This window comes from Streptomyces sp. NPDC058697 (assembly GCF_042715345.1).
GTDB classification, from domain to species: domain Bacteria; phylum Actinomycetota; class Actinomycetes; order Streptomycetales; family Streptomycetaceae; genus Streptomyces; species Streptomyces liliifuscus.
Genome location: NZ_JBHXSU010000002.1, coordinates 731,458 through 756,004, shown reverse-complemented (window position 1 = coordinate 756,004; position 24,547 = coordinate 731,458). Strand labels below are relative to the sequence as shown.

The window sequence follows — 24,547 nt, the reverse complement described above, 5'->3', positions numbered from 1 at the left end:
CACCGCGGCACCGGCACGCTCAGTCATGGAAAGGCCGGCCATGGGCTCAGGAGAGTGCCGGCCCGCAACCGCACGGCGGTCGCGGAAAACACAACGGAGGGGCAGTCGATGGGCAGAAACGCGCTGTTACGGGTCATGGTGGTCGCCGCGATGGCAGGTTCCGCGGTAACCCTGACCGGAGGATCGGCGAACGCGGCCACCGGAGTCTTCAGGAGCGGGGACAACGTGGTCGTGAACGCGGCGTCGGGCCGCGCGAACAACATCACCGTCAGTTTGTCGGGGAGCTTCGTCGTCATCCAGGACACCGCCGACACTCTGACGGCAGGCACCGGTTGCGCGGTCCAGATCAACGGCTCGGTGGCCTGCACGATCGATCTCATACGTGCCTCGGTCGTGGTCAACGCGGGGGACGGCAACGACACCATCACCAAGACCGCCGCCGTCCGTGGGGAACTGAACGGGGATGCGGGCGGCGACACCATCAACGGCGGCTCCACCCAGGGCAACACCAACGTCCTCAACGGTGGGGCAGGCAACGACACCGTGAACGGCGGCCCCGTGAGCGACCTCCTCGTCGGCGGGCCCGGCGCCGACACGCTCCGCGGCGGGGGCGGGTTCGACATCGTCACCTACCTGGAGAGCACCGCGGGCGTCGTCGTCGATTTCGACAACGCCGCCGACGACGGAGTCGGCGGGGAGGGCGACAACGTCCTCACCGATGTGGAGGCCATCTACGGCAGCCAGTTCGGTGACACGATCACCGGGAGCGCGTTGAACGACAGCATGCTCGGCTTCGGGGGCAGCGACCGGCTGGTCGGCGGCGCGGGGAACGACACGCTCCACGGCGACCTCGTCCAGACCGGCGGCAGCGTCGGCGCCGACACCCTCATCGGCGGCCCCGGGAACGACAACCTCAACGGCGTGGACAACATCTTCGGCAACGACTCCCTCGACGGGGGCGCCGACACGGACACCTGCACCGCCGACGTCGGCGACCCCAAGAGCTTCTGCGAAGCGTGAGCCCGGGCAGGCCCCACTCCTGCTCTGCTGGCGCGATCCAGAGCCACTTCTCGCAGCTGGAGGATGATCCAGTGGCTGCGAACATGATCCATACGGGAAGAAAGACAGTCGGCTGTGTCGCCCTCGCCACGGCATTCGGCCCGAGCATGGTCGTGCTTTCGGGCATCGGCGCCGGTGCGGCCCGGCTGACTCGGTGTCGCGACCGCTGCCTGTAGCGACTACCCGCTTCACCGGTGATGCCATCGGCGCCCGACGCCGATGGCATCACGCATGCCGGGAACACACACGCAGGCTGTCGATGATGCGCCGTATCTCACCTACCGCGGCGGTGACTTCGTCGAGGGTGCGGGTCAGCAGGGGGCCGACGGCCTCGGTGTCGCCCCGGGCCAGGCCGTCGAGCGCGGCCTGCAGTCCGAGTCCCATGTCGGCGAGGGACGGGCCGAGTCCGTTCCGGAGGTCTTCGCGTATCCGATCGCGTTCGGTCCGGGTGGCATCGACGAGGTGGTCACGTTGCGCCGCGACGATGGCGGTGAGTTCGTGGGCCCGTACGACAACGGCGACTTGCTGGGCAAGCGCTCCCAGCAGACGCATGTCGTCGCGATCGTACGGTTCGCCAGGGGTTCGGTCGGCGACCGTCATGGTGCCCAGGGTGCGTCCGGCCAGGCGTAGTTCCACCGGACACCCCGGGCTCCCGACGGGTCCCAGAGCAGCGAGGACCGTACCGTCGGACGCGGTCACGCGGATCGCGGGAGCGTGGAGTGTTCGCATCACGGCGTCGAGCGCGGCGGGCAGGAGACCGTGTTCGTCCGCGTCGTCGGCCCCGTCCGCGTCGGCCGATCGGTCGCCGAGGCCGGAGAGCGCGCGCAGCGGATCGTGGCTGGAGCCGAGAATCCACCGGTCCACGGTCCGCCGCAGGCGTTCGCGGGCCGGGGCGAGTCCGATGGCCACCACAGCGGCGGCAAGGACTCCGGGTAGCCAACTCGGGCCCGGGACCGCACCGATCGTGTTGGCCGCCACCGGATGGATGGCGATCACCAGGGCCGTCAACGATCCGAACACGAGCCCGCGGCGCATCAGGGCCGTAATGCCGGGCAGCCGGTAGCGCAACACCCCAACCGTCACCACCACAGGCACCAGACAGAGGCTCACGGCGACGACGGGCGCGGGCGCGCCGAGGCAGAGGATGGCCAACAGCGGCCCTGCGGCGCAGACGAACCAGGCGAGTTGCTGGCGCTCGGGCGAAGTGGCACGCACCAGTCGCCTGAGAACACCCACCCAGATCGCGATCGCCGACAGAGCCGTCAACGGCAGGCACACACCCATCAGGAGCACGGTCAGTACGTGCGGAGGAAGGGCGATGGGCAGCGCCTGGGGAGGGGGGCGGCCAGGGGAGGGGAGACGGGAGGAGCATGACCCGGGGCGATCTCGTCCCACGCGTCCGGAGCGAAGGGCATTGCGAGGATCATCAGCGTGATCGCCGTTCCCGCCGCAGCGACCGGCCGGCGCCATGAGCGGCTCACCAGGCGTCCGTTCGGGTAGAAGGCCGGCACCACGGTCGATGTGGCGAACACCGCCGGAACGAACTGCACGCTGCCCGCCGCCGCGGCCAGGTCGGCCCCCGGCCACGAAGGCCGCGCCACGACAACTCCGTACCCACCGTAGGCGGCGAGCCCGACCTGCCACGCCGCGAACGTCCCCAGGGCCAGGAGCAGCCACCCCAGCACGTTGCGCGGGCGCAGTGTGATGAGTACTGCCCCCATCAGTACCCATGCCAGGCTCCCGCCCCCGGCGGCGGCCACGTGAACCGGGCCCGCCGACGCCCGTTCGGCATCGGGCTGGGCCGCGATCCAGCCGGCGAGTGTCACCGCCCCGATGGCGGACAGCGCGATCGGCCATACGACTGCGCGCACAGGGCACCTCATTCGCCGTCCCTCCGGCGTCTTCTGCCGGCGGGCGGAGCACCGAGCCCACCCCCGATGGGGCTCGGTGTTCCGCCGTGAGAACGAGGATGCGCCGTCCGGCGGAAGTCGCGTAGGGGCAGATGTCCCAACGATTCCGGGAGGTTGGCCCGAGGTGGTCGGGACGGGTGCATCAGGTGCCCGGACGGCCCGGCGCCGCACAGTTTCCGGTGCCACGGGACGAGTCCGGGGCGATCGACCCTCTGCAATCACCGGGAGCCACTGTGTTCGCGAAAGCCCAACCACTCGCCGTCGCCGTCGCGGCATCGCTGCTGATCTTCCTCGTCTCCTCCTGCGGTGAGAGCGGTGAGGGCGCCGACGACCCGCTGCCGCTGCCGGACATCGTCTACTGCTCCAGCACGACGGACTGCCAGGAGCCGAACATCGAGGCGCCGGAGGAGGACGAGCAGGAGGACGAAGCGCCAGTGGATGAAGCACCAGTAGACGAAGGACCGGGCACCGAGGTACCGGCCGGTGAGGACCCAGTTGGCGAGGAGCCGGTTGGTGAGGAGTCGGTCGGTGAGGAGCCGGGCGGCGGCTACACCGAGGTCCCGGATCCGCCGGACGTCCCGGAGGCCGACGTCTGGACCGATCCGCCGGCGAACGGCTGCGCCTACTGGGGTGAGATCGGCTGCCCGGACACTCCCATCCTGATCCCGCCTCCGGACCTTTCCCCCTGGTCATGAACGTCGGGTCAGCACGGCAGGCTGACAGACGGCACACGCTCCCGGACACTGGGGCCGTGCCCTCTCGACCGCGCCCCTCCGACGCCGTACTGCGTCGCACAGGATGTGCACTGGCCGGCGCCGCCCTGGCAGCCGCCGCGCTGACGGTCCACCTCGGGCGCGGGCTGCGGTTCCCGGCGGAAGCGGGCGAACAGCCGGTACCGTACGCCCAGTTGGTGGGTGTCACACTGGCGATCCCGGCGAGTGTCGTACTGATCACCGCGCGGCCTCGCAATCCGATCGGCTGGCTGCTGCTCGCGGTGCCGGTGTTCGGAACGGCCCAGGACGCCGCATCCGTCTACGCGGTGCGCGCGCAGGCGAGACCCGAGGAGCATCTTCCGCTGGGCGGTCTGGCCTACTCGCTGGGCGACTCCCTGTGGGTGCCGGCGCTCTCCCTGCTGGTCGTCCTGGTGGTCTTCTATCCGGAGGGGCGGCTACCGGCCGCCGGATGGCGCTGGGTGAACCGGGTCATCGCCATCGGCGCACTGTCGGCCGGCCTGGGCATGGCCACGGCGGCTCAGCCCTCCGCGGAGTACTACAGGGGTGCGGGACCCGCGGTCGAACTGCCGGGACCCTGGACGACCGGGCTGACACTCGGCGGTGCGCTGCTGGTGGCCGGTGCGACAGTCCTGGTGCTCGGCGGCGCCTGCCTGCGTGTGAGACGCGGGCAGGCACCGGAGCGTCAGCAACTGCTGTGGCTTCTCGTCGCGTTGGGGCTGCTGCTCGCGGTGTCCTTCGTACCGGCGTGGGGCTGGCTCCTTCCCTTTGCGCTGGGCCTGGTCTCGTTCGCGGTGACGGTGGGCGTGCTGTGGTACCGGCTGCTGGGCATCGAACTCATCCTGCGGCGAACGCTGTTGTACGGCGGCCTCACCGCTGTTGTCCTGTGCACGTACGCCGCGGTCACCGCCGTGGTGACCGTCGCGGTGCCGACAGGTCCGACGCCCGCGGTCCTGGCGGCGGCCACGGTGGCCGCGCTGCTCACCCCCGTACGGGATCGCCTTCAGAAGGGTGTCGACCGGCTCGTCTACGGGGCGCGGAACGATCCGTTACGCCCCTTCCAACGGCTGGGCAGCCATGTTTCCGCCGACCTGGCCAACGTCCTGCCGACCGTGGTGACGGCGGTCGCCTCCGCGGTGCGAGCCCCCTACGCCGCACTCATCGCGACCGACGGCACCCTCCTGGCCGAGACCGGAACGAGGTCTGCGCCGCCGGTGGTACGGCCGCTCACCGTGGCCGGCGCGCACGTCGGCGACCTCGCGCTGTGCCCCGCCGATCCGGGCGGCTTCCTGCCCGCCGATGCCCGGATCGTCGATGCTCTGACGGCTCCGGTGGCGCTGATCGTCCACGCGGACCGTCTCAACCAGGAGTTGCGGGCCGCCCGACAGCAGGCCGTGGACGCCTCCGCGGCGGAGCGGGCGCGCATCCGCAACGACCTGCACGACGGCCTGGGCCCCTCGTTGTCCGGTGTCGCACTGGGGCTGGAAGCGGTGCAGGCATCCGTCACCGGCCACTCGGCGACTTTGGAGGAGCTGGTTGGCCGGCTGCGTTCCGAGGTGGGACGCGCGGTCGAGGAGGTACGGCGCGTCATCGACGCCCTGCGGCCGTCGGCCCTCGACCTGCACAGCCTGGTGCCCGCGCTGCGCGAGCGGGCGCTGGCCCTGACGCTGGCGGCGGGCGGGCGTCTGCAGATCGAGGTGGAAGCGCCCGACGACCTTCCCGCACTCCCGGAACCGGTCGAAACGGCGGCCTTCCGGATCGCGGACGAGGCCCTCACCAACGTGGTCAAGCACGCCGGTGCCACACACTGTCTGGTCCGGCTGTCCTACGGCACGGTCCTCACCCTCGAAGTGCACGACGACGGGCGAGGCCTGCACCCGGACCGGGAGAGTGACGGCAGGGTCGGGCTGGTCTCCATGCGCCGCCGCGCCGAGGAACTCAACGGCAGTTTCCGTATCGTCAGCCGTCGCCGGGGCAACACGGTGCGCGTCGAACTTCCGCTGGACGCCTGAGCCGTCCCTCAGCCTTGAGAACCGGCACGCTAGGCGCGGCTGCGAGCGCGCACGCGGAGGCGTGCGGCCTCCATGGCCAGCCCAGGCTGCCGATCCCCATCCATGTGGTCAGCAGTTCGGTCAGCCAGAACACGGCAGCGGCCAGTACGACACACAGCGCCACGGTCGTGGACGACGGAACGACATCGGTACGCCGGACCGCGGAGGACGTGTTCCTGTCCGGGGACCATGCCGCGGAGCCTGCGGTGGCGCGTTCCCCTTCATGTCGCGTGGCCTGCTGGAGAAACGGAAGGCCGACGAGGATGGTGGCCGCGGCGGCGGCGACCTCGGCGAACTCGCCCGCGCCGAACTACCCTTCGGGATCGTGCTGTTGCCGGCCGGTGGCCGGGACCCCCGCCGCGCTCCCGCGACCGGCAGCGGGCGGACCCGCAAGGCGTGGGATGAGGTCGTCAACGACCCTGCACCGCCCAGGTGTTGCTCCGCCTGAGGCCCTGGTCCCGGACCGGGCGGGCGGACTTCCCACGACGGCCGGGACACTGCGTATACCGGACGGGCCGCCAGGCACAGCACACTTGGTGCATGGCCGCGCGAACGGTTGCCTGGACAGTGGTGCTGTGCAGCACCGCGGCGCTGGGGTGCGCTGTCTGGATCGTGCCCCTTCCCCGCTTCGAGCGGCTGGAGGACTTCGCCAACTGACGAGCGGTACCGTTCTCGCCGCCACCCTTCCGCTGGAGGCACTGTGACCGTCCCCTCCGCAGTCCGAGTGGTCCTCGCCGACGACCACCCCATGTTCCGTTACGGTCTCAAGGCCGCTCTCACCGCCGGCGACGAGGTCGAGGTCGTGGGTGAGGCGGCGAGGGGCGACGAACTGCTCGCCGTCGTCGACCGGACCACTCCCGATGTCGTCCTCACGGACCTGGCCATGCCCGGCCTGGACGGCGCGGCCGCCACCCGGGCCCTGCTGGCCCGCCATCCCCGGGTGGGCGTCCTCGTTCTGACGATGCACGAGGACGACGAGGCCCTCTTCGGCGCACTGCGCGCCGGAGCCCGCGGCTATCTCCTCAAGGGCGCCGACCGTACGGAGATCGTCCGGGCCGTCCTGTCGGTGGCCGCCGGCGACGCCGTGTACGGGGAAGCCGTCGCCCGCAGGATCGTGGCCTTCTTCACCGGCGCCCACCGCCACTACGCGGCCCAGATCTTCCCTGAACTCACCGACCGGGAACGGCAGATCCTGGAACACATCGCAACCGGCTGCGGCAACTACGAGATAGCGCGGCGGCTCGTCCTGTCGGAGAAGACCGTCCGCAACTACGTCTCAGCCATCCTGCTCAAACTCGGCGTCCCGCACCGCGCCGCCGCAGTCGCCAAGGCCCGCGACGCAGGCCTTGGCTCACCCAGCACGGACTGACCGGAGGCGCGTGGCGGATGCCCCATGTGCGGACGGGCGTACGGGCTTGCCGACCCCATCGTCAGCGCCAGTCCTCGGGGATGTTGCGCAACTGCTTGAGGAGATCCCAGTCCTTGGGCCGTGCCCCACGGGAGGACCACTCGGCGCCCTGCCCGGTCCAGTAGCCGCGATACTCCCGGGTGGCTGAAAGGTCGAGCGCCGGCGTGCCCGACTCCCATCCGCAGCAGTCGCAGATGATGTGCGTCGGCCAGGTGTTCTCGAAGAAGAGGTAACCGTCCGTGTAACCGCAGACGCGACAGACATCCTCGTTGCGGGTGGAGTGGTCCAGCTCCAGACGGTGGAAGCCGAAGCCACGCCGCTCCATGGGGGTCGCACTACCTGCTGATGCATTTTTGCGTCACGTGATGCATGATTGCGTCTGAAGTGAGAGGTGGTGTGCCGGTGCGTACGGACATGGATGCGGTGCTGGAGCGGGCGATCCGGGTGATCGCGCAGGATCGGGGGGCGTCGATGGGGGACATCGCCGCGCGGGTGGGGGTGTCGCGGGCGACGCTGACGCGATTGTTCTCGACCCGCGAGGGGATGATCGACGCGATGGGCCGCAGGATCCTCGCCCACTGCGAAGAGGCACTCGAAGAGGCCGGCCTGGACGAGGCACCTGTCGATGAGGCCCTGGCCGCGTTGGTGCGGAACTACGACGTGCTCGCGCAGCTGTGGAACGTGGTCTATGTGGAGGCGGACGTGCTCGGCGTGGCCGAGCTGAGTGATGCCGCGGACGCGGTCATGCAACGCATCATCGCCTTCGTCGCCCGCGGTCAGGGCGAGGGCCTGTTCCGCACCGACATGCCCGCGACCTGGCTTGCCTCCACCTTGTGCTCCCTGGCCGAGTGCGCCTGGGAACTCGTCGGTGAGGGCGGCATGGGCGAACGCCAGGCCCCGGACTACCTCACCAAGCTGCTCCTCGACGGCGCACGCCCCTGACCTGACCACCGGTCAGCCGGCCAAGCCCGTCGGTCCGGGCCGCCGCCTGCGGCGTACGCCGTCACCAACAGCCGTATTCCCTCACCGGCAGGCGTACTCCATCACCTACAACCGACCCCCCGCCGGGCGCATCGCCCAAGGAGTGCAGGACATGACCGCAATGACCAGGCGCTGGTTCCTGACCGTCACCGGGGCGGCCGTGTCCGCCGGCGCCACCTCTGCCTGCGGCCCAACCCCCACCGGTGGTGGCGGGGCACAGCCCCACGCGAGCTCTCCGCCCGAGCCGGTCGCGTTCCTGCGTACGTCCTGGTCGACCGACCCGTTCGCGCTGGGGTCCTATTCCTACCTCGCCCCCAGCCCGCTCGGTGTGTCCGTACGTGAGAAACTCGCCGCCCCCGTCGGGCGCCTGCACTTCGCTGGCGAGGCAACCTCCGGCGAGGCACCGGCCACTCAGACCGGAGCCCTGCTCAGCGGCCGGAGGGCTGCCGCCGAGATCATCAAGGCGGCGCGCCCCGGCGAACGCGTGACCGTGGTCGGCTCCGGGTTCTCCGGTCTCGGCTGCGCACGCGACCTGACCGACGCCGGTCTGCGCGTCACCGTCCTGGAGGGCCGCGACCGTATCGGCGGCCGGACCTGGACCGAGCACCTCGACGGCATCCCGGCCGAGATGGGCGCCTCCTGGATCCACGGGCACAAGGGAAACCCCATGACCAAGCTCCTGCGTGAAACCGGTGGACTCTCCTACCCGTTCGACTACGACAACGCCGTCGGCCAGGACAAGAAGGCGCTGGCGGAACTCGAGACATACCTGGCCAAGGCGGAGGATGTGGAAGACCCCGATACCACCCCCTTCTCCGCCCTCCTGCCGCGCAAGATGTCACCCGCGCTGCGCTATGCGGTCAGCTCCGTCCTGGTGCAGGAGTACGGCGCCGACCCCGAGCAACTCGCCGTCTCCGCCGAGGAAGAAGGCACCGGCGGCCGAGGCGGCGACCTCCTCCTGCCCGACGGCTATGACAGCCTTCTCGCCCATGTCCGGGGCGGCATCCCCGTACGGACCGGCGCCATCGTCACCCGCATCGCCCGCAGCACCGGCGGCGTGACACTCACCCTCACGGGCGATGAGACACTGCGCGCGGACCGGTGCGTCGTCACCGTCCCCATCGGTGTCCTCAAGGCCCGGAAGATCGCCTTTCAACCCGAACTGCCCGCCCAGAAGCGCGAGGCCATCGACGCCCTCGGATCCGGTCTCCTCGACAAGCTCTGGCTCCAATTCCCGTCCGTCTTCTGGGACAAGGACGCCGACCTCATCGAATGGTTCGACCCCGACGACCCCGGCCGTTGGTCCTTGTGGGTCAACGGACACCGGGCCTTCGGCAAGCCGATCCTCCTCGGTTTCAACGCCGGCCGCCCCGCCCACGACCACGCCCGCCTCACCGACCGCCAAGTCGTCGAAAGTGCCATGGACGCCCTGCGCCGCATGCACGCCTGACCTACTCCTCGTCAGGTCCGGGAAAATCGATCGACCGGCTGACGGCGGCCCACTTCTCCGCCTCCGAGTTGATCACCTTCAGGCCGGGACCGTGATCGTTTTGTGCTCGACGTACTCGGCCAGGCCTACGGCTCCGTACTCGCGCCCGGTGCCGCTGGCCCGGTAGCCGCCGAACGGGCCGTCGAAGCCGATGGGCGCCCTGTTGACGGTGACAGTGCCGGTGCGGATCCGGCGGGCGATCTCCAGGCCGTGCTCGACGTCCGCCGTCCACACGCCGCCGCTCAGGCCGTACTCGGAGTCGTTGGCGATGCGCACGGCGTCGTCCTCGTCCTCGAAGGGGATCACCACCAGGACCGGGCCGAATATCTCCTCACGCGCGATCCGCATGCTGTTGTCGACGTCGGCGAACAGGGTCGGCTTGACGTAGTTGCCCTGCTCCAGCCCCATTGGCGACTCGGGGCCTCCGGTGACCAGCCGGGCTCCCTCCTCGATGCCGAGCCGGATGTAGGACCGTACGCGTTCCTGCTGTTCGGCGCGGACCAGCGGACCGATGAAGGTGTCTTCCTCGGACGGATCGCCGACCTTCAGCCCGTCGAGCAGGTCCTTGAGGGCGGTCACCACCTCGTCGTACCGGCTGAGCGGCGCCAGCACCCGGGTCTGGGCGATGCACGCCTCGCCGTTGTTCCCCAGCGAGGAGAACCGCAACGCGGGCACCGCCTCGTCCAGGTCCGCGTCGGGCAGGATGATTGCCGCCGACTTGCCGCCCAACTCCAGGCTGACCCGCTTGAGTTGCCGGCCCGCGACAGCCGCGATGGAACGGCCCGCGCCGGTCGAGCCGGTGAAGGCCACCTTGTCGACGTCGGGATGCGCGACCAGGTACTCGCTGGTCTCCTTGCCGGCCGGCAGGATGCTGACCACGCCCTTGGGCAGCCCCAGTTCGTCGAAGAGGTCGGCCAGCAGCATCATGCTCAGGGAGTTCTCCGGCGAGGTCTTCAGAACCACGGTGTTGCCCGCGAGCAGCGCCGGGATCATCTTCGCCAGCGCCGCCGAGAACGGTGAGTTCCACGGAATGACGGCGGCCACCACTCCGATGGCCTCGCGGCGTACGACGCTGCGGAAGGCGGCGTCGGGGACGGAGGAGTCGAGCGTCTCCTCCCAGCCGAACTCGCGGGCGCCCTTGAGGTAGCCGAGCGCCTGCCGCGTCAGTCCGCCCTGGCCCGCCCTGTTGAACCAGAGCGGATTGCCGCGCTCGCTGGTGATGAGCCGCGCGATCTCCTCGGCACGCGCCTCGCGCAACTCGTTGAGGCGCACGATGAGGTCCTGGCGCTGCTCCGGAGTCGTCTGCCGCCAGGGTCCCTCGTCGAAAGCCGTCCGTGCCGCCGCGACCGCGCCGTCGACGTCGGCCGGCAGGGCCTGGACGGACCGGCCGACCAGCGACTGGTCGTGGGGGGAACGGATGTCGAGCGGGGTGTTGTCGCTGGGTTCGGCCCAAAGACCGCCTATGTAGAGCTTGTCGCGCACGATCATGGTGCTGTCTTCTCTCTGCTGTGTTGTGTATTCGCCGTCTGTGGGAGGGCTCCAGCCGGTTCTGTGGAAGGGCTGTCGCCGGTCAGAGCGGGGCAGGGCCGGTCGGGGCGGACCATGCGGACGACCTTCGTACCGGTGAAGTCGCGCAATCCCTCGCAGTCCTTGGACGGACTCGGGTCGCGCCAGGCGTCGTCCTCAGCCGCTCGCGCCGCCACCATCTGCGGTGTCGGACACACCTCGTCCGAGCCGAGCGGCAGTCGGACCGGCGGGGTGAGTTCGGCCTTCGGGCGCAGGACGACCGCGACGAATTTTGAACCAAGTTCTCCTCCGCCACAAACGCTACGTCGATGTGACACTTAATGCAACAAGCGTGATGGTAGTGTGGCGCTACAGTAGGCGGCCGACCCGCTGCCGCTTCTCCCCCTGGACGTCCTGGACGGCGCATCCAAGAAGCCCTGGAACACACTGGAACGACGGAAGGTGCCCGCCGCGATGAGAGCCGACGCAGCCCGCAACCTGGACGCCGTCCTGCTGACGGGAGCACGGCTGCTCGCTCAGGACCCGGGAACGACCATGGCCGCGATCGCCGCGGAGGCCGGCGTGGACCGGCGCACGGTCTACCGCCGGTTCGCGAACCGGGAAGCGCTTCTGTCAGCCGTCTACACGGCGAAACTCGACGCCTCCGAGGCGGTCCTGGACGCGGCACGCCTGACGGAGGCCCCGGTCGCGATCGCACTGCACGGATACGTCGAGTCGATCATCCCGGTCAGCCGGCGCTGGCCGTTGGGCATCCGGCGGATGATGAAGGAAGATCCCGAGGCCGACCAGCGGGCCGAAGCGCAGCGTGAGCGGTTGGAGGCGTTTCTCCGGCGAGCGGCTCGCGAGGGGCTGATCCGCCAGGATCTGCCCCCCGGGTGGGCGAGGGCCCTGCTGGGCAGCATGATCGACAACATGGCCCATGTGTTCGTCGACATCGAACCAGGTCCGGCGGCCGACCTCGTGGTGGCCTCCTTCCTCCACGGCGTCGGATAGAAGGAGCGGCGTCCGGCGTGTGTGCCGCGAACCTTGCAGGACGGTTCCCCCACGCCCAGGTGATGCCAACCTGCAGTGACAGAGTCCGGAACTTGCGCCGGGCCGCCAAGGGCTCCGGGAACTCGGCCGCGCCGAAGGATCTGCGTTGGCGTGGTCAAGCCGTGCGGGCGCGGAGGCGGCGCAGCATGCGGGGGTCCTCGAAGCCGACGGAGCGGGCCGCGGCGTCGGCTGTCGCGCCGTGGCTGATGAGGTGTTGGGCGCGTTCGAGGCGCAGGGCCTGCTGGTATCGCAGGGGGGTGAGTCCCGTGGCGCGGCTGAAGAGGCGGGTGAGGGTCCGTTCGCTCACGCCGACGGCCGCGGCCAGGGCGGGGAGGGGGAGCGGCTGGTCGAAACGGGCGTCGATGAGGTCCTGGGCCCGGTGCACGGTGTCGTCGAGGTGGGACCGGTGCCGGAGCATCTCGCTCGACTGCGGCTCATGGCCGTTGCGCCGGGCGTAGACGACCATGTCGCGGGCCACCTGGGCGGCGACGGCCGGGCCGCGCTGGGTGGCCACCAGGTGCAGGGCCAGGTCGATACCGCTGGCGATGCCGGCCGAGGTGATCACCCGGTCGTCGGTGGTGAACAGGACGTCGCGGACGACCAACGCCCGGGGATGGCGCTGGGCCAGTTCGTCCTGCACGTCGTGGTGGGTGGTGCAGCGGCGGCCGTCCAGCAGGCCGGCCCGGCCGAGCGCCTCGGCCCCGGCACACACGCTGGCCACCGTCCCACCTCTGGCGTGGTGGTCCTGCAGGACCTGGAGGGACGCGGCACCGATGGCGGGGGTGTCGGCCAGGGTTGCCGCCCGCCAGCCGGGCACCACGATCAGGTCCTCGGGCCCGAGTTCGGGCCAGTCGAGCCCGGCCACCAGCGGCAGCCCCTGCGCGGTGGAGACCTGCGGCCTCTCGGCGACGTAGGACAGCGTGTACGGGTGCCCGAAGTCGGCGGCCGTCGAGAAAACCTGCGCGGGTCCTGCCAGGTCCAGCAGATGGACTCCGGGCACCAGGAAGAAGACGATGTGGCTCACGATTCGGTCATCATGCCCTACGCTCTGCCGCCGCCTCCAGCTGGTCGACCGTCGCGATGGTGGCGAAGCGTCCGGCGAGGGCGTACTCGGTGCGCCTGATGACTTCTTCGGCAGGCAGCGTGAGCGGGTCGGCCAGCAGCTCGGCGACGCTCTGGTCGGCGGGGGCGTCGCGGTGGGGGATGGGATTGGTCGCGGTCGCGTCGGTGACGAAGGTGACCTGGTAGCCGAGGTCGCTCGCGACGCGGGTGGTGGTCTCCACGCACTGCTCGGTACGGATGCCGCAGACGGTGAGTTCGCGGACACCGCGCTCAGTGAGCAGCTGCTGCAGGTTGGTGGTGGTGAAGGCGTTGTGCGAGGTCTTGTGGATCAGTGGTTCCCCGTCCGCCCGCTCCAGTTCCTCCATGAGCCGGACATGGCCGAGGGCGGGGTCGAAGACATCCCCGCTGCCGGGCTCGGAGTGCAGCACCCATACGACCAGGTCCCCGGCCTGACGGGACAGCCGGACCAGGCGGTTCACCTGGTCGGCGATCTTCAGGTCGGAGGTGGTCTCCCACAGCGGACGGGCCCGGAAGGACTCCTGGACATCAATGACGATCAGTGCTCGGGTCATGCCCCAAGCCTGGACCGCAAGAGAGGGCCAGGACCAGGCCGGATCGGGTCCGGGGGCGGACCGATCCGGTCATGGGCGGGGGCGTGATGTCATGGACGGGGAGGTGACGCCATTGCAGTCGTCGCTATCCCTGTCTCCCCGAGTCGTTTCGAGTCCCTACGAGTCCCTACGAGAGGGAGTCGCGATCCCGCAGAGCGCTGAAGCCGCCGGCATCGTTGAAATGCTGCTGGGCATGAGCCTGGCGGCGCGCCTCGCGCACGCCTCTCGTGGCCGCCCCCTCGATTCGCCGCGACTCCGGACCGGATTCCATCCGGCGCCTCTGACGGCCCACCAGCACGGTCACGGCGGCCGTAACGATGGACACGACCGCTGTCACAGCCAGGACCAGGTAGACCATCCCCACCCCGTTCTCGTCTCGGACCGTTCACCACCATCACGCCCCGTCGCAGACCGCTCAGGGCCACCCAGGCCACCGTATCCAGCGGGCGGCCACAGACGAACAGCCGCTTCCGGCACCGATGACCGGCAGAACTCTGCTGCCCTCCGGCAACTTCATGGTGCGCGATGGCCCGTGTCAGGTAAGTGGCGGTGTCAAGGTCGCCGGGGTGGGGCCATCAGGGCGGACGGTGATGCCATGTACTGCCTTTGTGGGGGTGGAGGAGAAGGTCGGGGTGTGGGGCGGTAGCAGGTGCTCGAGTAGGACTGTTGATTCGCGGAGTGCGAACTGCAGGCCGAGGCAGGCGCGGGGGCCGATGCCGAAGGGGAAGTAGGCGCCCGGGTGGGTTGGTCGGGCGCCCGGCGTGGTGAAGCGCTGGGGGTCGAAGCGGTCCGGGTCCGGCCAGAGTTCGGGATCGCGGTGCGTGAGGTACGGGCAGACCAGGAGGTCGGTGCCCGCCTCGACGGCGTACCCGGCGAGGGTGTCGTCCTCGGTGGCGTGGCGGGGCAGGATCCATGCGGACGGGTAGAGCCGGAGCGTTTCGTGGATCAGGGCCTGGATGGCCTGGCGGCGTTCCGGGGACCCTTCGCCGCCGGCGGCCAGCGCTTGTTCACGGGCGGCGGGGTTCCGGTCGAGGAGCAGGTAGAGCCAGGTCAGGGTGGTGGCGGTGGTCTCGTGCCCGGCCGCGAGCAGCGTGACCAGTTCGTCGCGGATCAGCCGGTCGGTGTACTCGGGGTGCTCGGCGGCGGCGTCGAGCAGGACGTGCAGCAGGCCCGGGCCGTCGGGTCCGGCCGCTCCGCCGCGGGCGGCCTCGATCGCGTGCCGCGCGACCGCGTCGATCCGGGCGAGATCGGCGGCAACGGCTTCCTGGGCGTCGTTGATATCGGCGGGCAGGGTCGGAAGGGCGGCCCCCACGCTTTCCACGGCGGCCAGTTCGCGCTCGGTCTCGTCATCGAGGGCATGCCCGGTGAGGGAGCGCCAGATGGAGTCCAGGGCGAAGCGGCGCATCTCCTGCCCGACATCGAAGGGCTGTCCGGTACGGGCGTACCCGTCCCAGCGTCCGGCGGTGGTCCGGGCGGCCCCGGTGATCCGCTGTTCGTAGCGGCGCATCCCGGTACCGGTGAACTGGGCCTGCAGCAAACGGCGTTGCTGCTTCCACGCCGCCCCGGTGGCGGCCAGGACACCGTCGCCGATCAGCACACGGGCACGGTGCGAGCGCTTGACGTACCGCTCCGGATGCCGCGCGAGTACGTGCTGGACCGCTTGCGGGTCGGTGACGAGAACGGTCGGTGCCGGCCCGAGGCGGAACGCGGCGACACCGCCTAACCGCTCGCGCACCTGGGACAGCAGCTCAACCAGTTCACCTCCGCCCGAATGCCACCGCTGCACGAGTGCGGGCTCGGCCTCGGGGACCGGCCGTCCCGTTCCGGGGACGTACGAAGGGGAGCCGGGACCGGCTTCAGTGTCCATGTTTCCTCTCCTGGTCAACCGCCGGGCTCGGCCGCAACGGAGGAGCGCCGGCACCAAGGCGGACTGTACGGGAGCGGACACATCAGGTGACAGTTCACTTGGTACGGCGTCCGTCCCGGCACGGCCACGACGACACCGCCGCCCCGCGCCGCTCAGGGAACCGGCTCGCCGGCGCGGCCTTCGCCCTAGACTCGGGCCATGGACAGGACCGACCGCGCCAGCCGCGTGATCGCGGCACCACCAACGACTGTCTACGACGCCCTCCTCGACCGGGAGTCCCTGGAGACCTGGTTGCCGCCGGACGGCATGCGCGGGCGGGTCGAGTGGTGGGATCCCCGGCCCGGTGGCGGATTCCGGATGGTCCTCACCTACCTCGACCCCACCGACAGCCCCGGCAAGACCTCGGACGCGACGGATGTCGTCGACGTAAGGTTCGCCGAACTGGTGCCGCCGGAGCGTGTGGTGCAGCGGGCGGTGTTCGAGGCCGACGACCCGTCGTTCGCGGGCACCATGACGATGACCTGGCATCTCGCCGCCGCCGGTGACGGAACCGAGGTGACCGTCACCGCCACGGATGTGCCACCCGGCATCGACCGGACGGACCACGAAACCGGGATCGCCTCCTCGCTGGCCAACCTGGCGTCGTACCTGGAAGGGACCGACTGACTCAGGGCGGCTGCGACCTGGCCCGGCCACGTCGAGAGCAGGTGGTATTCCCGCTACCGCCCTGGGCTCAGCCCGCCCTGGACCCGTACTACTCGGACGGGCGCAGGTTGTCCTGGAGGTCGCCCGCGCCCGTGATGATCGAGGTGTAGAGCCCGGAGCAGGTATTGAACTTCTGGGTGGTGGCGGCATCGACCGTGGTCTCGGGCACGGTGGCGCACAACTGGGTGAAGTACTGGTCGTATTGCTCGTCGATGGCGGTGGTGCCGTCAAGTGTCGCCTGGTAGCGGTCCTTGTCGGGACGAGCCTCCACCTCCTTGTGTAGCCGCTCGGTGATCGCGTGCACGGCCGCCGCATGGGTCTCGCAGGCACTGCCCACGCCGGCCGTGCAGCCGTCGGGCTTCGCGTTCACCGCCTCGCTGATCCTGTCGTGCCATTTCGACTCCAACTCCAGGGACTCGCCGCCCTGTTCGTCGGTGGAACCTCCACAGCCCGCGGTCGCGGCCAGCACCCCGCAGACCAGCAGCGGTATCAGCGACCGAAGCCCCGTAGCGGCTCGCATCGCGCCCCCTGTCGTCGTGTCCCGCCCGGCCGGCCCGGGCGGAGCGCCGAGAGCGTAGCGCGCAACCGCGCCGAACCGGTCGGGAATCGAGAAGCACGTTGCGCGGCGCCGTCAGCCCTTCTGGACCAGGGCGATCAGTTCGGTGGCGAGGGCCAGGGACTCGTCGACGCTGTGGACTGCGTACATGGAGTCGACCATGAAGTGGTCGATGCCGGTGCGCTCGTGGACAGTCCTGATGGTGTCGGCGACCTGCTGGGTCGTGGTGCCCGCGTCGATGTTGACCCGCAGGACGGCATCGATCGCGGACGGGTCCCGGCCGGCCTCCCGGGCCAGCTCGTCGATGGCAGTCCGCTGGTACACCAGCCCGTCGATGTCCACGTAACTGGGCACCACGAGCAGCGGCAGCCAGCCGTCACCGCGCTCCGCGACCCGCCGCAGGGCGCGCTCGGACATGGCGCCGAGGTAGAACGGCGGACGGGGGCGCCGGGCGGGCTTGAGGGGGGAGTGGTGCAGGGGCACCGAAATCAGCTCACCGCTGTACTGGGCCGGGTCGGTGGTCCAGATGGCGTCGAGGGCGTCGAGCAGTTCGTTCATCCGGGCGCCGCGCCGCGTGAAGTCCGAACCCGCGGCCTCGTACTCCTCCGGTGACCAGCCGATGCCGAAGCCGGGCAGCAGACGGCCGTCGCTGATCACGTCGATGCTGGTGAGCGACCTGGCCAGTTGGACGGGCGGATACAGCGGGGCTATGAGGACATGCGTTCCGAGCAGTACGCGTTCGGTGGCGCTCGCGGCGATGGCGAGGAGTACGAACGGGTCGGCGGCCGTGTTGAGTTCGGCCGGAATCGAGTCACCCTGCCCGCCGTAGCCGACCTTGGGGTTGACGGCAGCCAGATTGCGGTCGCCCACCCAGAGGCTCGCGGCGCCCGCGTTCTCCGCCTCGCGCGCGAACTCCGCGGTCCGGGCTATGCCTAAGGCCTGCTTGTGGAACTGCGGGAGCGCAAAACCGATCTTCATGGCTGTTCCTTGCTGAGTAGTCGTGGCAACCGTCGGCCGTCCCCTCGGGCGACCAGCGCATACCGGTTCCCTGTAAGGGAGTTGGCAGGGCGGGACGGTCGTCCACGGCCGTCATGCGCACCGAGAGTACAGAAGTTGATGGCGCAACTACTTCGAACTGGCCACTGACGGCGTGTCGCGCCCCGCCTCAGTCACCTCCGCCGAAGCCGCTGCCGTGGTCCACATCCAAGTCCGGTGCGTAGTTGGGGAGTTCGGCGGGGTCCCCGCGCCCCGTGCGGTCGGTGGATTCCTCCCGGGGGCGACGGACGCTCGCACCGGCTGCGGACGCCCGCGAGGTGGGCGGAGGGAACGCCCTTCTGGAGACGCTGAATCCGCTCTCCGGGCTCTCGCCGGCCAGCGTCAGCGCGGGGACGTGGTATGCGCCGAAGCACCGGCGCAGGGGAGCACGGCGTGCTTCCAGGGCTGCGCGGAACGGTGCGAAGCGGGGCTCGGTGAGGAGTTCGTGGACGGTGACGCCGTCGTCGGGGCGCAGGCCGGCCGCGAGGGTCGCGAGGGCTGGATCCTCGGGAGCGCTGTGCTGCCCCGGCGCCGCGCTGATCCGACCGTTCCCGTCGACCTGGGCCTGGCCGGTCAGGACGGGCAGTGCCGCCCCTTCGTCGGTCTTACGCCACAGCCGCGCAAGCCGCGCCCACCAGTGCGGCGTCTCCGGCTGGGTCGGCGGGCTTCATCTCACGAGTACGCCGTGGGCCGGTCGCCGAGGCGTGATCCGGACCAGGGGGCGCGTCTCCCGCGGGGCGCTCCGGGGCTCCGGGAGGCAGGGAAGCCGCGTCGGCACATGGGTCGTCCGGCGTCCAGCCCCCGGTCACGAGACCGGTGGACAGTGCGGGGGCGACGCGGTCCCAGGAGCGGGCCATGGAGCCTCCGACGACCAGGGCGGTCGCGCCGAAGTCCACCAGGCGGGGGCCCAGCGCGACGCCCAGTGCGGTGAAGACGTTGTCCAGCACCCGCTGGGCCCGTTCCTCGCCCGCTCTGGCCCGCCGGGCGATGTCGTGTACATCGGCTGCGGGGTCGGCGTAGCGGGCGAGGATCGCCCGGCGTGAGACGGCGTCCTCCAGCGGTCGTCCGTCGATCTCGGTGAGGTCCATCCGCCCCTCCAGTGGCACGCCGGGACCGCTGTCGCAGATGCGGCCGTCGGCGAGAAACGCCGAGCCGACACCGGTGCCGAGCGTGATGCCCACGGCGCGGCGGTGCCCGCGGACGGTACCCGCGGACCACTCGCCGGTCAGAAAGGCGTGGGCGTCGTTGAGGAACACGACGTCACTGGGACGCTGCCGCAGCCCGTCGAGGAAGGCTGCTCGCACGTCCATCCCGTACAGGGAGTCGAACTTGCCCACGCCCCTGAAGAGGGCAATCCCCCTCGCGTAGTCGAACGGCCCGGGCACCGCCACGCCCCACCGCGCGCCGGAACGTACCGGCAGCCCGTCGGCGCAGTGTCGGACGACCGCGAGGATGTCGTCGGCATCGGAGTCCGCGTCGAGCGGCTCGCGCGTACGGCTGGTGACACGCCCGTCGTGCAGGTCGACGAGCGCCGCGGTGACATGGGTGCCGCCGATCTCCAGGACAGGGATCAACGGACCAGCGCCTTCACGACACACACCGGGCCACCGCCGGCCGCCGCTCGCAGGGTGTAGCGGCCGACCGCGGCCGGCACGGTCAGCGTTTCCGCGAAGGCCAGTTCGTGCCGGTCTCCGGCCGTGGTGTGCACCGTGACGCCTTCCCCCTCCACCACGTTCAGGATGTGGAACCGTCCCTGCGTGTCGTCGGCGGCCTCGGCCCCGGCGTCGAGCACGAACCTCCTGACCTCGTAGAACATCTCGGCCAGCCCGCCGATGACCTCCTCCCGCCAACCGGTGCCCTCGCGCAGGGTCCGCGGCTTCTGCACCAGGTCACGGGCGACGGCCTCACCGCGTCGTCCGGTCTCCAGGTTGGCGAACCCGTGCTCGTAGGGCAGGGGGCGCGGGTTGCCGTCGGCACCGGGCCGCAGCCAGTCGTAGAACCTCAGGCTGTACAGGTAGGGGGTGGCGCTGATCTCCAGTACGAGGTTGCCCGCGCCGCTGGCGTGCGGGGTGCCCGCCGGAATCATGAACAACTGGCCCTGCTCGGCGGGGAAGGCCAGGACATGGTCCTGGGGGTCCATGGGCACTCCGTCGGTGATGGCCCGCTCCACATCCTTGCGGAAGCCGTCGGCGTCGGCGTCCTCGCGCAGGCCGAGGAACACCTTGGTGTCGGTGCTGCCGAGGGTCAGGTAGTACGTCTCGTGCTGGGTGTAGTCCCAGCCGAAACGCTCGCGCATGTACGACTTCTTCGGGTGGCAGTGCACGGAGAGGCTGCCGCCGCCGACGGTGTCCAGGTAGTCGAAGCGGATCGGGAAGGACGTGCCGAAGTGGGCGTGCACCTCTGCCCCGAGCACGCTCAACGGTTCCAGCACGCACATGAGTTGGAACGGCACCTCGGCCTGCGCCTCCGGTCCGGTGCCGATGAGGATGCCGGCCTCGGGGGCGATCAGTTCGTAACCGAGCGCGGTGTTGGGGGAGTTGGGGTTGAAGCCCAGCTCGCGCTGTGCCCAATGGCCGCCCCAGGGAGTGGAGTTGAAGTACGGACGGGTGCGGACGGGCCCCCGGGACAGAGCGGCGTACGTGGCGCGCAGGCCTGCTCCGTCGATCCACACCGGGTGGTCGGGGCGTTGCATGTCGAGCCAGGCGTCGAGGCGGGGTGCGAGCGAGTCGCGGTGCTGGTCGATCATCGGCCAGTCGATGTAGAACAGCCGCCTGAAGTCGGGCTTCTCGTCCGGCAGGCCGAGGTTGACGCCCACTTCACCTGCTCCGACCGCCGCTTCCGCGGACCGCTTGGGCACATCGGCGTACCAGAGCAGGTCGTGGTCCACGAGGGCGGCACCGGGGCCGTAGACGAGGAGCAGTCCTTCCTGAGGTGCACTGGCTACGGGGAGGGTCTCGAAGAGGTCGTCCAGGGGATTGTCGGCGAGCTTGCGGAAGTAGGGGTCGTCGGCGTCCGCCGGGCGTTCGGTACGGCTTCTGACGTGCGCCGGCCGTGCGTAGTGGCTGCGTATGTCGAGCAGCGTGACGGGGATGCCGCGGTCGGTCAGCTCGTGTTCGAGGCGATCACCGAGGAGGGACCAGTCGACGGACGGGGGCCCCTCGATGGCCACCACCGCGGGGCCGTCGGGGAGTTGGGCGGCCACTGCCTGCCATCCCGTGTGGAGGATGGCCTGCGGGGCGGGGGCGTAGCGCGGATCGAGCCGGTACACACGGTCTCCTTCACAGACAGGGGGAGAGCTCATTCCTTGCTCGATCCGGCGAGCATCCCGGACACCAGCGTGCGCTGCGAGAAGACGAAGAGCACCAGCACGGGCACGATGGCGATGATGATGGCCAGGGCGAGTTCGGGGATGGTGACGTTCAATCCGGCGCCCGCGACGGGATTGAAGGACGGCGTCGAGGTCAGCAGTTGGTTCAGGCCCACCTGGACGGGGAACTGCTCGCTGTTCGGCAGGACGAGATACGGCAGGAAGAAGTTGTTCCAGTTGCCCACGAAGCTGAAGAACGCGACCAGTCCGACCACCGGTTTGGCGAGCGGGAGCGCGATGCGTGAGAAGAGCTGCCACTCCGTGCAGCCGTCGATCCGCGCGGCGGACAGCAGGTCTCTGGGGAGGCTGCTCCCGAAGTAGATGTAGACCAGATACACGCCGAACGGAAAGAAGGAGAAGGGGAGTATCACCGACCAGATGGTGCCGATCAGATGGAGGCGGTTGAGTTCCAGGAAGATCGGCAGCACCAGGGTGGCCTGCGGCATGATCATGGTGACCAGGGTGATCACGAGGAGCGTCCTGCGTCCCCTGAACTTCGTCAGCGCGAGCGCGTAGCCGGCCGGAACGCTGACGGCCAGCGTCAGGATGAGTGAACCGCCCGAGTAGACGGCCGAGTTGCGCAGCCACCTCGTCATGGCGCCGTCCTGGAAGGCGAACAGGTGCTGCCAGGCCGTACCGATCTGATGGAACGAGCCGAAGGAGAGCGGGTTGTCCCGCACCACTTCGCCGGCGGTCTTCGACGGTGCCAGCAGCAGCCAGATCACCGGCAGCACGAAGAACACCAGCAGCAGGGCCAGAAGGAGTCCCACGACCAGGAAGGGGAGGGTCCTCGACGGATGGACACGCCGCCTGACGGCCGTCAGGAAGAGAGTGGTCTGCGTCATTTCTCATCCAACTTGAACAGGTTCGAGCGAGCGACCAGCAGCCCGGCGGCGAGGAGGCCCACGGCAAGGAGGACGACGGAGATGGCGGCGGCGCCGTTGAAGTCGCCCTGCTGAAAGGCGTAGACGTAGGCGAGCTGGTTCGGCGACCAGGTGGGACTCACCCTGCCGAGGCTGGCGGTCTGGAGAAGCTGGGGCTCCACGAACAGCTGGGTGCCCGTCGCGAAAGCCATGATCGTCATGTAGACGATCCACTGCCGGATCATCGGGATCTGGATGTGCCAGGCGGTGCGCCAGGGGCCCGCGCCGTCCATGCGGGCCGCTTCCAGCACCTCGTCGGGGATGTTGTTCAAGGCCCCGTACATCACGACCATCCAGCCTCCGGCGCCGGTCCAGAAGGCGATCAGCATGAGGATCAGCGGCAGGTTGCCGGGTGCCAGGACGGCGGCGAACGTCTTCAGCCCCATGGCGGTGAGCAGCCAGGACACCGGGCTGACGTCGGGGTCCAGCATGAACAGCCAGACCAGGACGCTCGCCACTCCGGCGAGGGCGCCGGGGATGTAGTACAGGAAGCGGAAGAGCGCCGACGTGCCCGGACGCACGCGGCTGCGCAGGATCACAGCGGTGAGGACGACCAGGACGACGAGCGTCACCAGCCACATGACCAGATAGATCAGCATGTGGGTGAAGGCCGGGGCGAAGCGGTAGTCCTGGACGACCTTCACGAACTGGTTGAACCCGGTGAACTGGCCCCGGTCATTGGTGAACGCGAGGAAGAACGCGTACCCGGTGGGGAAGACGCCGAACGCGAGCAGCAGCAGCGCGTAGCCGGCGACGAAGTAGTAGCCCGCGCGGCTGCGGCCCTTGCGCCGCGGCGTGGTGCCGTGGCGCAAGGGGGAGACGGCGACGCGCTCGGTCTCCAGCAAGGTCACTGATCGACCACCTTGTAGCCCTGGGTCTTGGCCTCGTCGGCTATCTCCTGCTGCCAGGCCGGCAGGGTGTCGGTGAGGCTCTTTCCGGAGGTCAGTGCCGGGAGGACGACGCTGGACCAGGCGGTGGAGTCCGAGAACCTGGTGTTCGACCAGCCGGTCCACACCTCGTTCGCGGCCTGCTCGAAGGGCTGGCTCACATCATTGGCGAAGTAGTCCCTGTTGGCAGGGTTGGCCAGCCAGGCCTTCGCGGCCTGGGCGTAGGCCGGATAGGTGGGCGCGGAGGCCTGGTTCTCGTCGGAGGTGGTGAGCCAGGTGACCAGGTCGGTGGAGGCCTTGAGGTTGGTGCTGTGCGAGGACACCATCCACACGCCACCGCCGACGTTGCCCGTGGCAGTCGTGCTCTCTCCCTTCCAGGTCAGAGGGGGTGCCGCGGCTATCTGCTTGGCCGGGGTCTTGAAGCCGGCCTTGAAGAGGTACTGGCCGTACCAGGAAGGGCCGTACGCCATCAGGACCTTGCCGCCGCTGTTCTTGGCGAATCCCTGGCTGAAGAAGCCCTGCGTGGCGACGGCCTTGGCGCTGATCAGGTTGTCAAGGAGCTTCGCCATCCGGGTGCACTTCGGGTCCTGGAGGTCGGTGCGCAGAGTGTCGGGCTTCACCAGGCTGAACGCGGGGCACTGGCCCGACCAGAAGTACGACTCATGGGAGTTGGTGTCGCCGACCGAGCCGACGAGGTAGCCGGGGTGTTCCTTCGCGACCTTCGTGCCGAGGGCCTCGTACTCCTGCCACGTGGTCGGAACCTTGTAGCCCCACTTGTCCATGAGGGGCTTGTTGTACCAGAGGAGGACCTGCGCGATGTCATTGCGCATGCAGTAGGTGTGGCCGTTGAACTGACAGGGCGTCAGCGAACCCTTGGCGAAGCCGTCCAGGGTGCTCCGCGGTACGAGCTTCTCGTCCAGGGGAGCGGCGAACGGCTGCGCTCCGGGCTTGGTGGCCTCCGAGGCCCAGGTCACGTCGGTCGGCGTGCTGAACACCACGTCCGGCCAACCGCTGCCGGTCCTGTCGAACAGCTGGACCTTCGACTTCAGATACGTCGATCCGTCGGCTCCGCCGTCGTACGTGACGATCTTCATCTTCACGTCGGGGTGGGACTTCTGGTACGCCTCGACCGACGGCAGTCTGGTCGAGTCGGCCCACACCGTTATCTGCGAGCCTGCCTTCTGCGTGACCGGCTTGAACGCCGACTGCCCGGAGGAGGAATCGGTGTTGGTGTCGGCGCTGGCGCAGCCTGCCAGGGCGGTCGCGGTGGCCAGGGACAGTGTGACTGCCACCGTGCGGAGCAGTGGGTGACTCCGGCCGGTTCTCGGAGATCGGGAAGACCCCAT

24 protein-coding genes are annotated in these 24,547 nt (G+C 69.7%); 9 read left to right on the top strand and 15 right to left on the bottom strand.

Annotation, left to right across the window (positions count from 1 at the left end; all coding sequences use genetic code 11):
- The first annotated feature begins 108 nt into the window (after positions 1-108).
- Positions 109-1,020, top strand: a complete 912-nt coding sequence (locus ACFWXQ_RS07890; protein WP_383938137.1) for a calcium-binding protein — start codon at positions 109-111, stop codon at positions 1,018-1,020.
- A 264-nt stretch (positions 1,021-1,284) separates the two neighbouring features.
- Here the strand turns inward: ACFWXQ_RS07890 and ACFWXQ_RS07885 are convergent, their stop codons facing one another.
- Together ACFWXQ_RS07885 and ACFWXQ_RS07880 are read right to left on the bottom strand one after the other, a co-directional pair.
- Positions 1,285-2,343, bottom strand: a complete 1,059-nt coding sequence (locus ACFWXQ_RS07885) for a GAF domain-containing protein (RefSeq protein WP_383938140.1) — start codon at positions 2,341-2,343, stop codon at positions 1,285-1,287.
- Positions 2,344-2,354: 11 nt separating this feature from the next.
- Positions 2,355-2,930 carry a hypothetical protein gene (locus tag ACFWXQ_RS07880; RefSeq protein WP_383938143.1) on the bottom strand — a complete coding sequence of 192 codons (576 nt, stop codon included), beginning with the start codon at positions 2,928-2,930 and terminating at the stop codon, positions 2,355-2,357.
- A 272-nt stretch (positions 2,931-3,202) separates the two neighbouring features.
- On the opposite strand from ACFWXQ_RS07880, the gene ACFWXQ_RS07875 reads away from it, so the two are divergent.
- The 4 genes from ACFWXQ_RS07875 to ACFWXQ_RS07860 all read left to right on the top strand — a co-directional run bounded on the left by ACFWXQ_RS07875 (position 3,203) and on the right by ACFWXQ_RS07860 (position 7,120).
- Entirely contained in the window at positions 3,203-3,664 is a 462-nt protein-coding gene (locus ACFWXQ_RS07875) for a hypothetical protein (protein ID WP_383938146.1), read from the top strand.
- A gap of 56 nt (positions 3,665-3,720) precedes the next feature.
- A complete protein-coding gene (locus ACFWXQ_RS07870; protein WP_383938149.1) occupies positions 3,721-5,712 on the top strand; it encodes a sensor histidine kinase in 1,992 nt (663 codons plus the stop codon).
- 262 nt (positions 5,713-5,974) lie between these two features.
- Positions 5,975-6,199 (top strand): hypothetical protein, encoded by a 225-nt coding sequence (locus ACFWXQ_RS07865; RefSeq protein ID WP_383938152.1) that lies wholly within the window; start codon positions 5,975-5,977, stop codon positions 6,197-6,199.
- Between the two features lie 252 nt (positions 6,200-6,451).
- Positions 6,452-7,120, top strand: a complete 669-nt coding sequence (locus tag ACFWXQ_RS07860; protein WP_383938154.1) for a response regulator — start codon at positions 6,452-6,454, stop codon at positions 7,118-7,120.
- Positions 7,121-7,181: 61 nt separating this feature from the next.
- On the opposite strand, the gene ACFWXQ_RS07855 is transcribed toward ACFWXQ_RS07860, so the two are convergent.
- A complete protein-coding gene (locus ACFWXQ_RS07855) occupies positions 7,182-7,484 on the bottom strand; it encodes a hypothetical protein (RefSeq protein WP_383938157.1) in 303 nt (100 codons plus the stop codon).
- A 77-nt stretch (positions 7,485-7,561) separates the two neighbouring features.
- Here ACFWXQ_RS07855 and ACFWXQ_RS07850 point away from each other — a divergent pair, with 77 nt between their 5' ends.
- Together ACFWXQ_RS07850 and ACFWXQ_RS07845 are read left to right on the top strand one after the other, a co-directional pair.
- Positions 7,562-8,101, top strand: coding sequence for a TetR/AcrR family transcriptional regulator (locus ACFWXQ_RS07850; RefSeq protein ID WP_383938160.1), 540 nt, complete (start codon positions 7,562-7,564; stop codon positions 8,099-8,101).
- 151 nt (positions 8,102-8,252) lie between these two features.
- Entirely contained in the window at positions 8,253-9,590 is a 1,338-nt protein-coding gene (locus tag ACFWXQ_RS07845; RefSeq protein WP_383938163.1) for an FAD-dependent oxidoreductase, read from the top strand.
- Between the two features lie 78 nt (positions 9,591-9,668).
- Here ACFWXQ_RS07845 and ACFWXQ_RS07840 read toward each other — a convergent pair whose 3' ends face one another.
- Entirely contained in the window at positions 9,669-11,117 is a 1,449-nt protein-coding gene (locus ACFWXQ_RS07840) for an aldehyde dehydrogenase (protein ID WP_383938166.1), read from the bottom strand.
- A gap of 492 nt (positions 11,118-11,609) precedes the next feature.
- On the opposite strand from ACFWXQ_RS07840, the gene ACFWXQ_RS07835 reads away from it, so the two are divergent.
- Positions 11,610-12,149 (top strand): TetR/AcrR family transcriptional regulator, encoded by a 540-nt coding sequence (locus ACFWXQ_RS07835; RefSeq protein WP_383938169.1) that lies wholly within the window; start codon positions 11,610-11,612, stop codon positions 12,147-12,149.
- Between the two features lie 154 nt (positions 12,150-12,303).
- Here ACFWXQ_RS07835 and ACFWXQ_RS07830 read toward each other — a convergent pair whose 3' ends face one another.
- The 4 genes from ACFWXQ_RS07830 to ACFWXQ_RS07815 form a co-directional block, all read right to left on the bottom strand.
- The gene (locus ACFWXQ_RS07830; protein ID WP_383938172.1) at positions 12,304-13,212 is read right to left on the bottom strand and encodes a GlxA family transcriptional regulator; all 909 of its coding nucleotides are present in this window, start codon (positions 13,210-13,212) and stop codon (positions 12,304-12,306) included.
- A gap of 10 nt (positions 13,213-13,222) precedes the next feature.
- On the bottom strand, positions 13,223-13,822 hold the full coding sequence (locus ACFWXQ_RS07825) for an isochorismatase family protein (protein ID WP_383938175.1): 600 nt from the start codon (positions 13,820-13,822) through the stop codon (positions 13,223-13,225).
- 166 nt (positions 13,823-13,988) lie between these two features.
- Positions 13,989-14,219: a hypothetical protein gene (locus tag ACFWXQ_RS07820; protein ID WP_383938178.1), complete on the bottom strand. Its 231-nt coding sequence runs from the start codon at positions 14,217-14,219 to the stop codon at positions 13,989-13,991.
- A gap of 177 nt (positions 14,220-14,396) precedes the next feature.
- The gene (locus tag ACFWXQ_RS07815; protein WP_383938181.1) at positions 14,397-15,728 is read right to left on the bottom strand and encodes a cytochrome P450; all 1,332 of its coding nucleotides are present in this window, start codon (positions 15,726-15,728) and stop codon (positions 14,397-14,399) included.
- Between the two features lie 198 nt (positions 15,729-15,926).
- Between ACFWXQ_RS07815 and ACFWXQ_RS07810 the strand changes: the two genes are divergently transcribed.
- Entirely contained in the window at positions 15,927-16,394 is a 468-nt protein-coding gene (locus ACFWXQ_RS07810) for an SRPBCC family protein (protein WP_383938184.1), read from the top strand.
- A gap of 88 nt (positions 16,395-16,482) precedes the next feature.
- Here the strand turns inward: ACFWXQ_RS07810 and ACFWXQ_RS07805 are convergent, their stop codons facing one another.
- From ACFWXQ_RS07805 to ACFWXQ_RS07775, 7 genes are all read right to left on the bottom strand, one after another.
- Positions 16,483-16,953 carry a hypothetical protein gene (locus tag ACFWXQ_RS07805; RefSeq protein ID WP_383938187.1) on the bottom strand — a complete coding sequence of 157 codons (471 nt, stop codon included), beginning with the start codon at positions 16,951-16,953 and terminating at the stop codon, positions 16,483-16,485.
- Between the two features lie 111 nt (positions 16,954-17,064).
- A complete protein-coding gene (locus tag ACFWXQ_RS07800; protein ID WP_383938190.1) occupies positions 17,065-17,967 on the bottom strand; it encodes a TIGR03619 family F420-dependent LLM class oxidoreductase in 903 nt (300 codons plus the stop codon).
- 662 nt (positions 17,968-18,629) lie between these two features.
- Positions 18,630-19,598, bottom strand: coding sequence for an ROK family protein (locus ACFWXQ_RS07795; protein ID WP_383938193.1), 969 nt, complete (start codon positions 19,596-19,598; stop codon positions 18,630-18,632).
- Positions 19,595-21,292, bottom strand: coding sequence for a class I mannose-6-phosphate isomerase (locus ACFWXQ_RS07790; RefSeq protein WP_383938196.1), 1,698 nt, complete (start codon positions 21,290-21,292; stop codon positions 19,595-19,597). The genes ACFWXQ_RS07795 and ACFWXQ_RS07790 overlap by 4 nt, the downstream gene beginning before the upstream one ends.
- Before the next feature lie 29 nt (positions 21,293-21,321).
- Complete coding sequence (locus ACFWXQ_RS07785) at positions 21,322-22,236, bottom strand: carbohydrate ABC transporter permease (RefSeq protein WP_383938199.1); 915 nt, start codon at positions 22,234-22,236, stop codon at positions 21,322-21,324.
- Entirely contained in the window at positions 22,233-23,165 is a 933-nt protein-coding gene (locus tag ACFWXQ_RS07780) for a carbohydrate ABC transporter permease (RefSeq protein WP_383938202.1), read from the bottom strand. Before ACFWXQ_RS07780 ends, ACFWXQ_RS07785 begins: the two co-directional genes overlap by 4 nt.
- On the bottom strand, positions 23,162-24,547 hold the full coding sequence (locus ACFWXQ_RS07775; RefSeq protein ID WP_383938205.1) for an ABC transporter substrate-binding protein: 1,386 nt from the start codon (positions 24,545-24,547) through the stop codon (positions 23,162-23,164). Before ACFWXQ_RS07775 ends, ACFWXQ_RS07780 begins: the two co-directional genes overlap by 4 nt.

Coding starts and splice junctions, on each gene's coding strand:
- ACFWXQ_RS07890 (WP_383938137.1), top strand. CDS start 109: ATGGGCAGAAACGCGCTGTTACGGGTCATGGTGGTCGCCGCGATGGCA.
- ACFWXQ_RS07885 (WP_383938140.1), bottom strand. CDS start 2,343: ATGGGTGTGTGCCTGCCGTTGACGGCTCTGTCGGCGATCGCGATCTGG.
- ACFWXQ_RS07865 (WP_383938152.1), top strand. CDS start 5,975: ATGTCGCGTGGCCTGCTGGAGAAACGGAAGGCCGACGAGGATGGTGGC.
- ACFWXQ_RS07855 (WP_383938157.1), bottom strand. CDS start 7,484: ATGGAGCGGCGTGGCTTCGGCTTCCACCGTCTGGAGCTGGACCACTCC.
- ACFWXQ_RS07845 (WP_383938163.1), top strand. CDS start 8,253: ATGACCGCAATGACCAGGCGCTGGTTCCTGACCGTCACCGGGGCGGCC.
- ACFWXQ_RS07840 (WP_383938166.1), bottom strand. CDS start 11,117: ATGATCGTGCGCGACAAGCTCTACATAGGCGGTCTTTGGGCCGAACCC.
- ACFWXQ_RS07835 (WP_383938169.1), top strand. CDS start 11,610: ATGAGAGCCGACGCAGCCCGCAACCTGGACGCCGTCCTGCTGACGGGA.
- ACFWXQ_RS07825 (WP_383938175.1), bottom strand. CDS start 13,822: ATGACCCGAGCACTGATCGTCATTGATGTCCAGGAGTCCTTCCGGGCC.
- ACFWXQ_RS07820 (WP_383938178.1), bottom strand. CDS start 14,219: ATGGTCTACCTGGTCCTGGCTGTGACAGCGGTCGTGTCCATCGTTACG.
- ACFWXQ_RS07815 (WP_383938181.1), bottom strand. CDS start 15,728: ATGGACACTGAAGCCGGTCCCGGCTCCCCTTCGTACGTCCCCGGAACG.
- ACFWXQ_RS07810 (WP_383938184.1), top strand. CDS start 15,927: ATGGACAGGACCGACCGCGCCAGCCGCGTGATCGCGGCACCACCAACG.
- ACFWXQ_RS07805 (WP_383938187.1), bottom strand. CDS start 16,953: ATGCGAGCCGCTACGGGGCTTCGGTCGCTGATACCGCTGCTGGTCTGC.
- ACFWXQ_RS07800 (WP_383938190.1), bottom strand. CDS start 17,967: ATGAAGATCGGTTTTGCGCTCCCGCAGTTCCACAAGCAGGCCTTAGGC.
- ACFWXQ_RS07785 (WP_383938199.1), bottom strand. CDS start 22,236: ATGACGCAGACCACTCTCTTCCTGACGGCCGTCAGGCGGCGTGTCCAT.
- ACFWXQ_RS07775 (WP_383938205.1), bottom strand. CDS start 24,547: ATGGGGTCTTCCCGATCTCCGAGAACCGGCCGGAGTCACCCACTGCTC.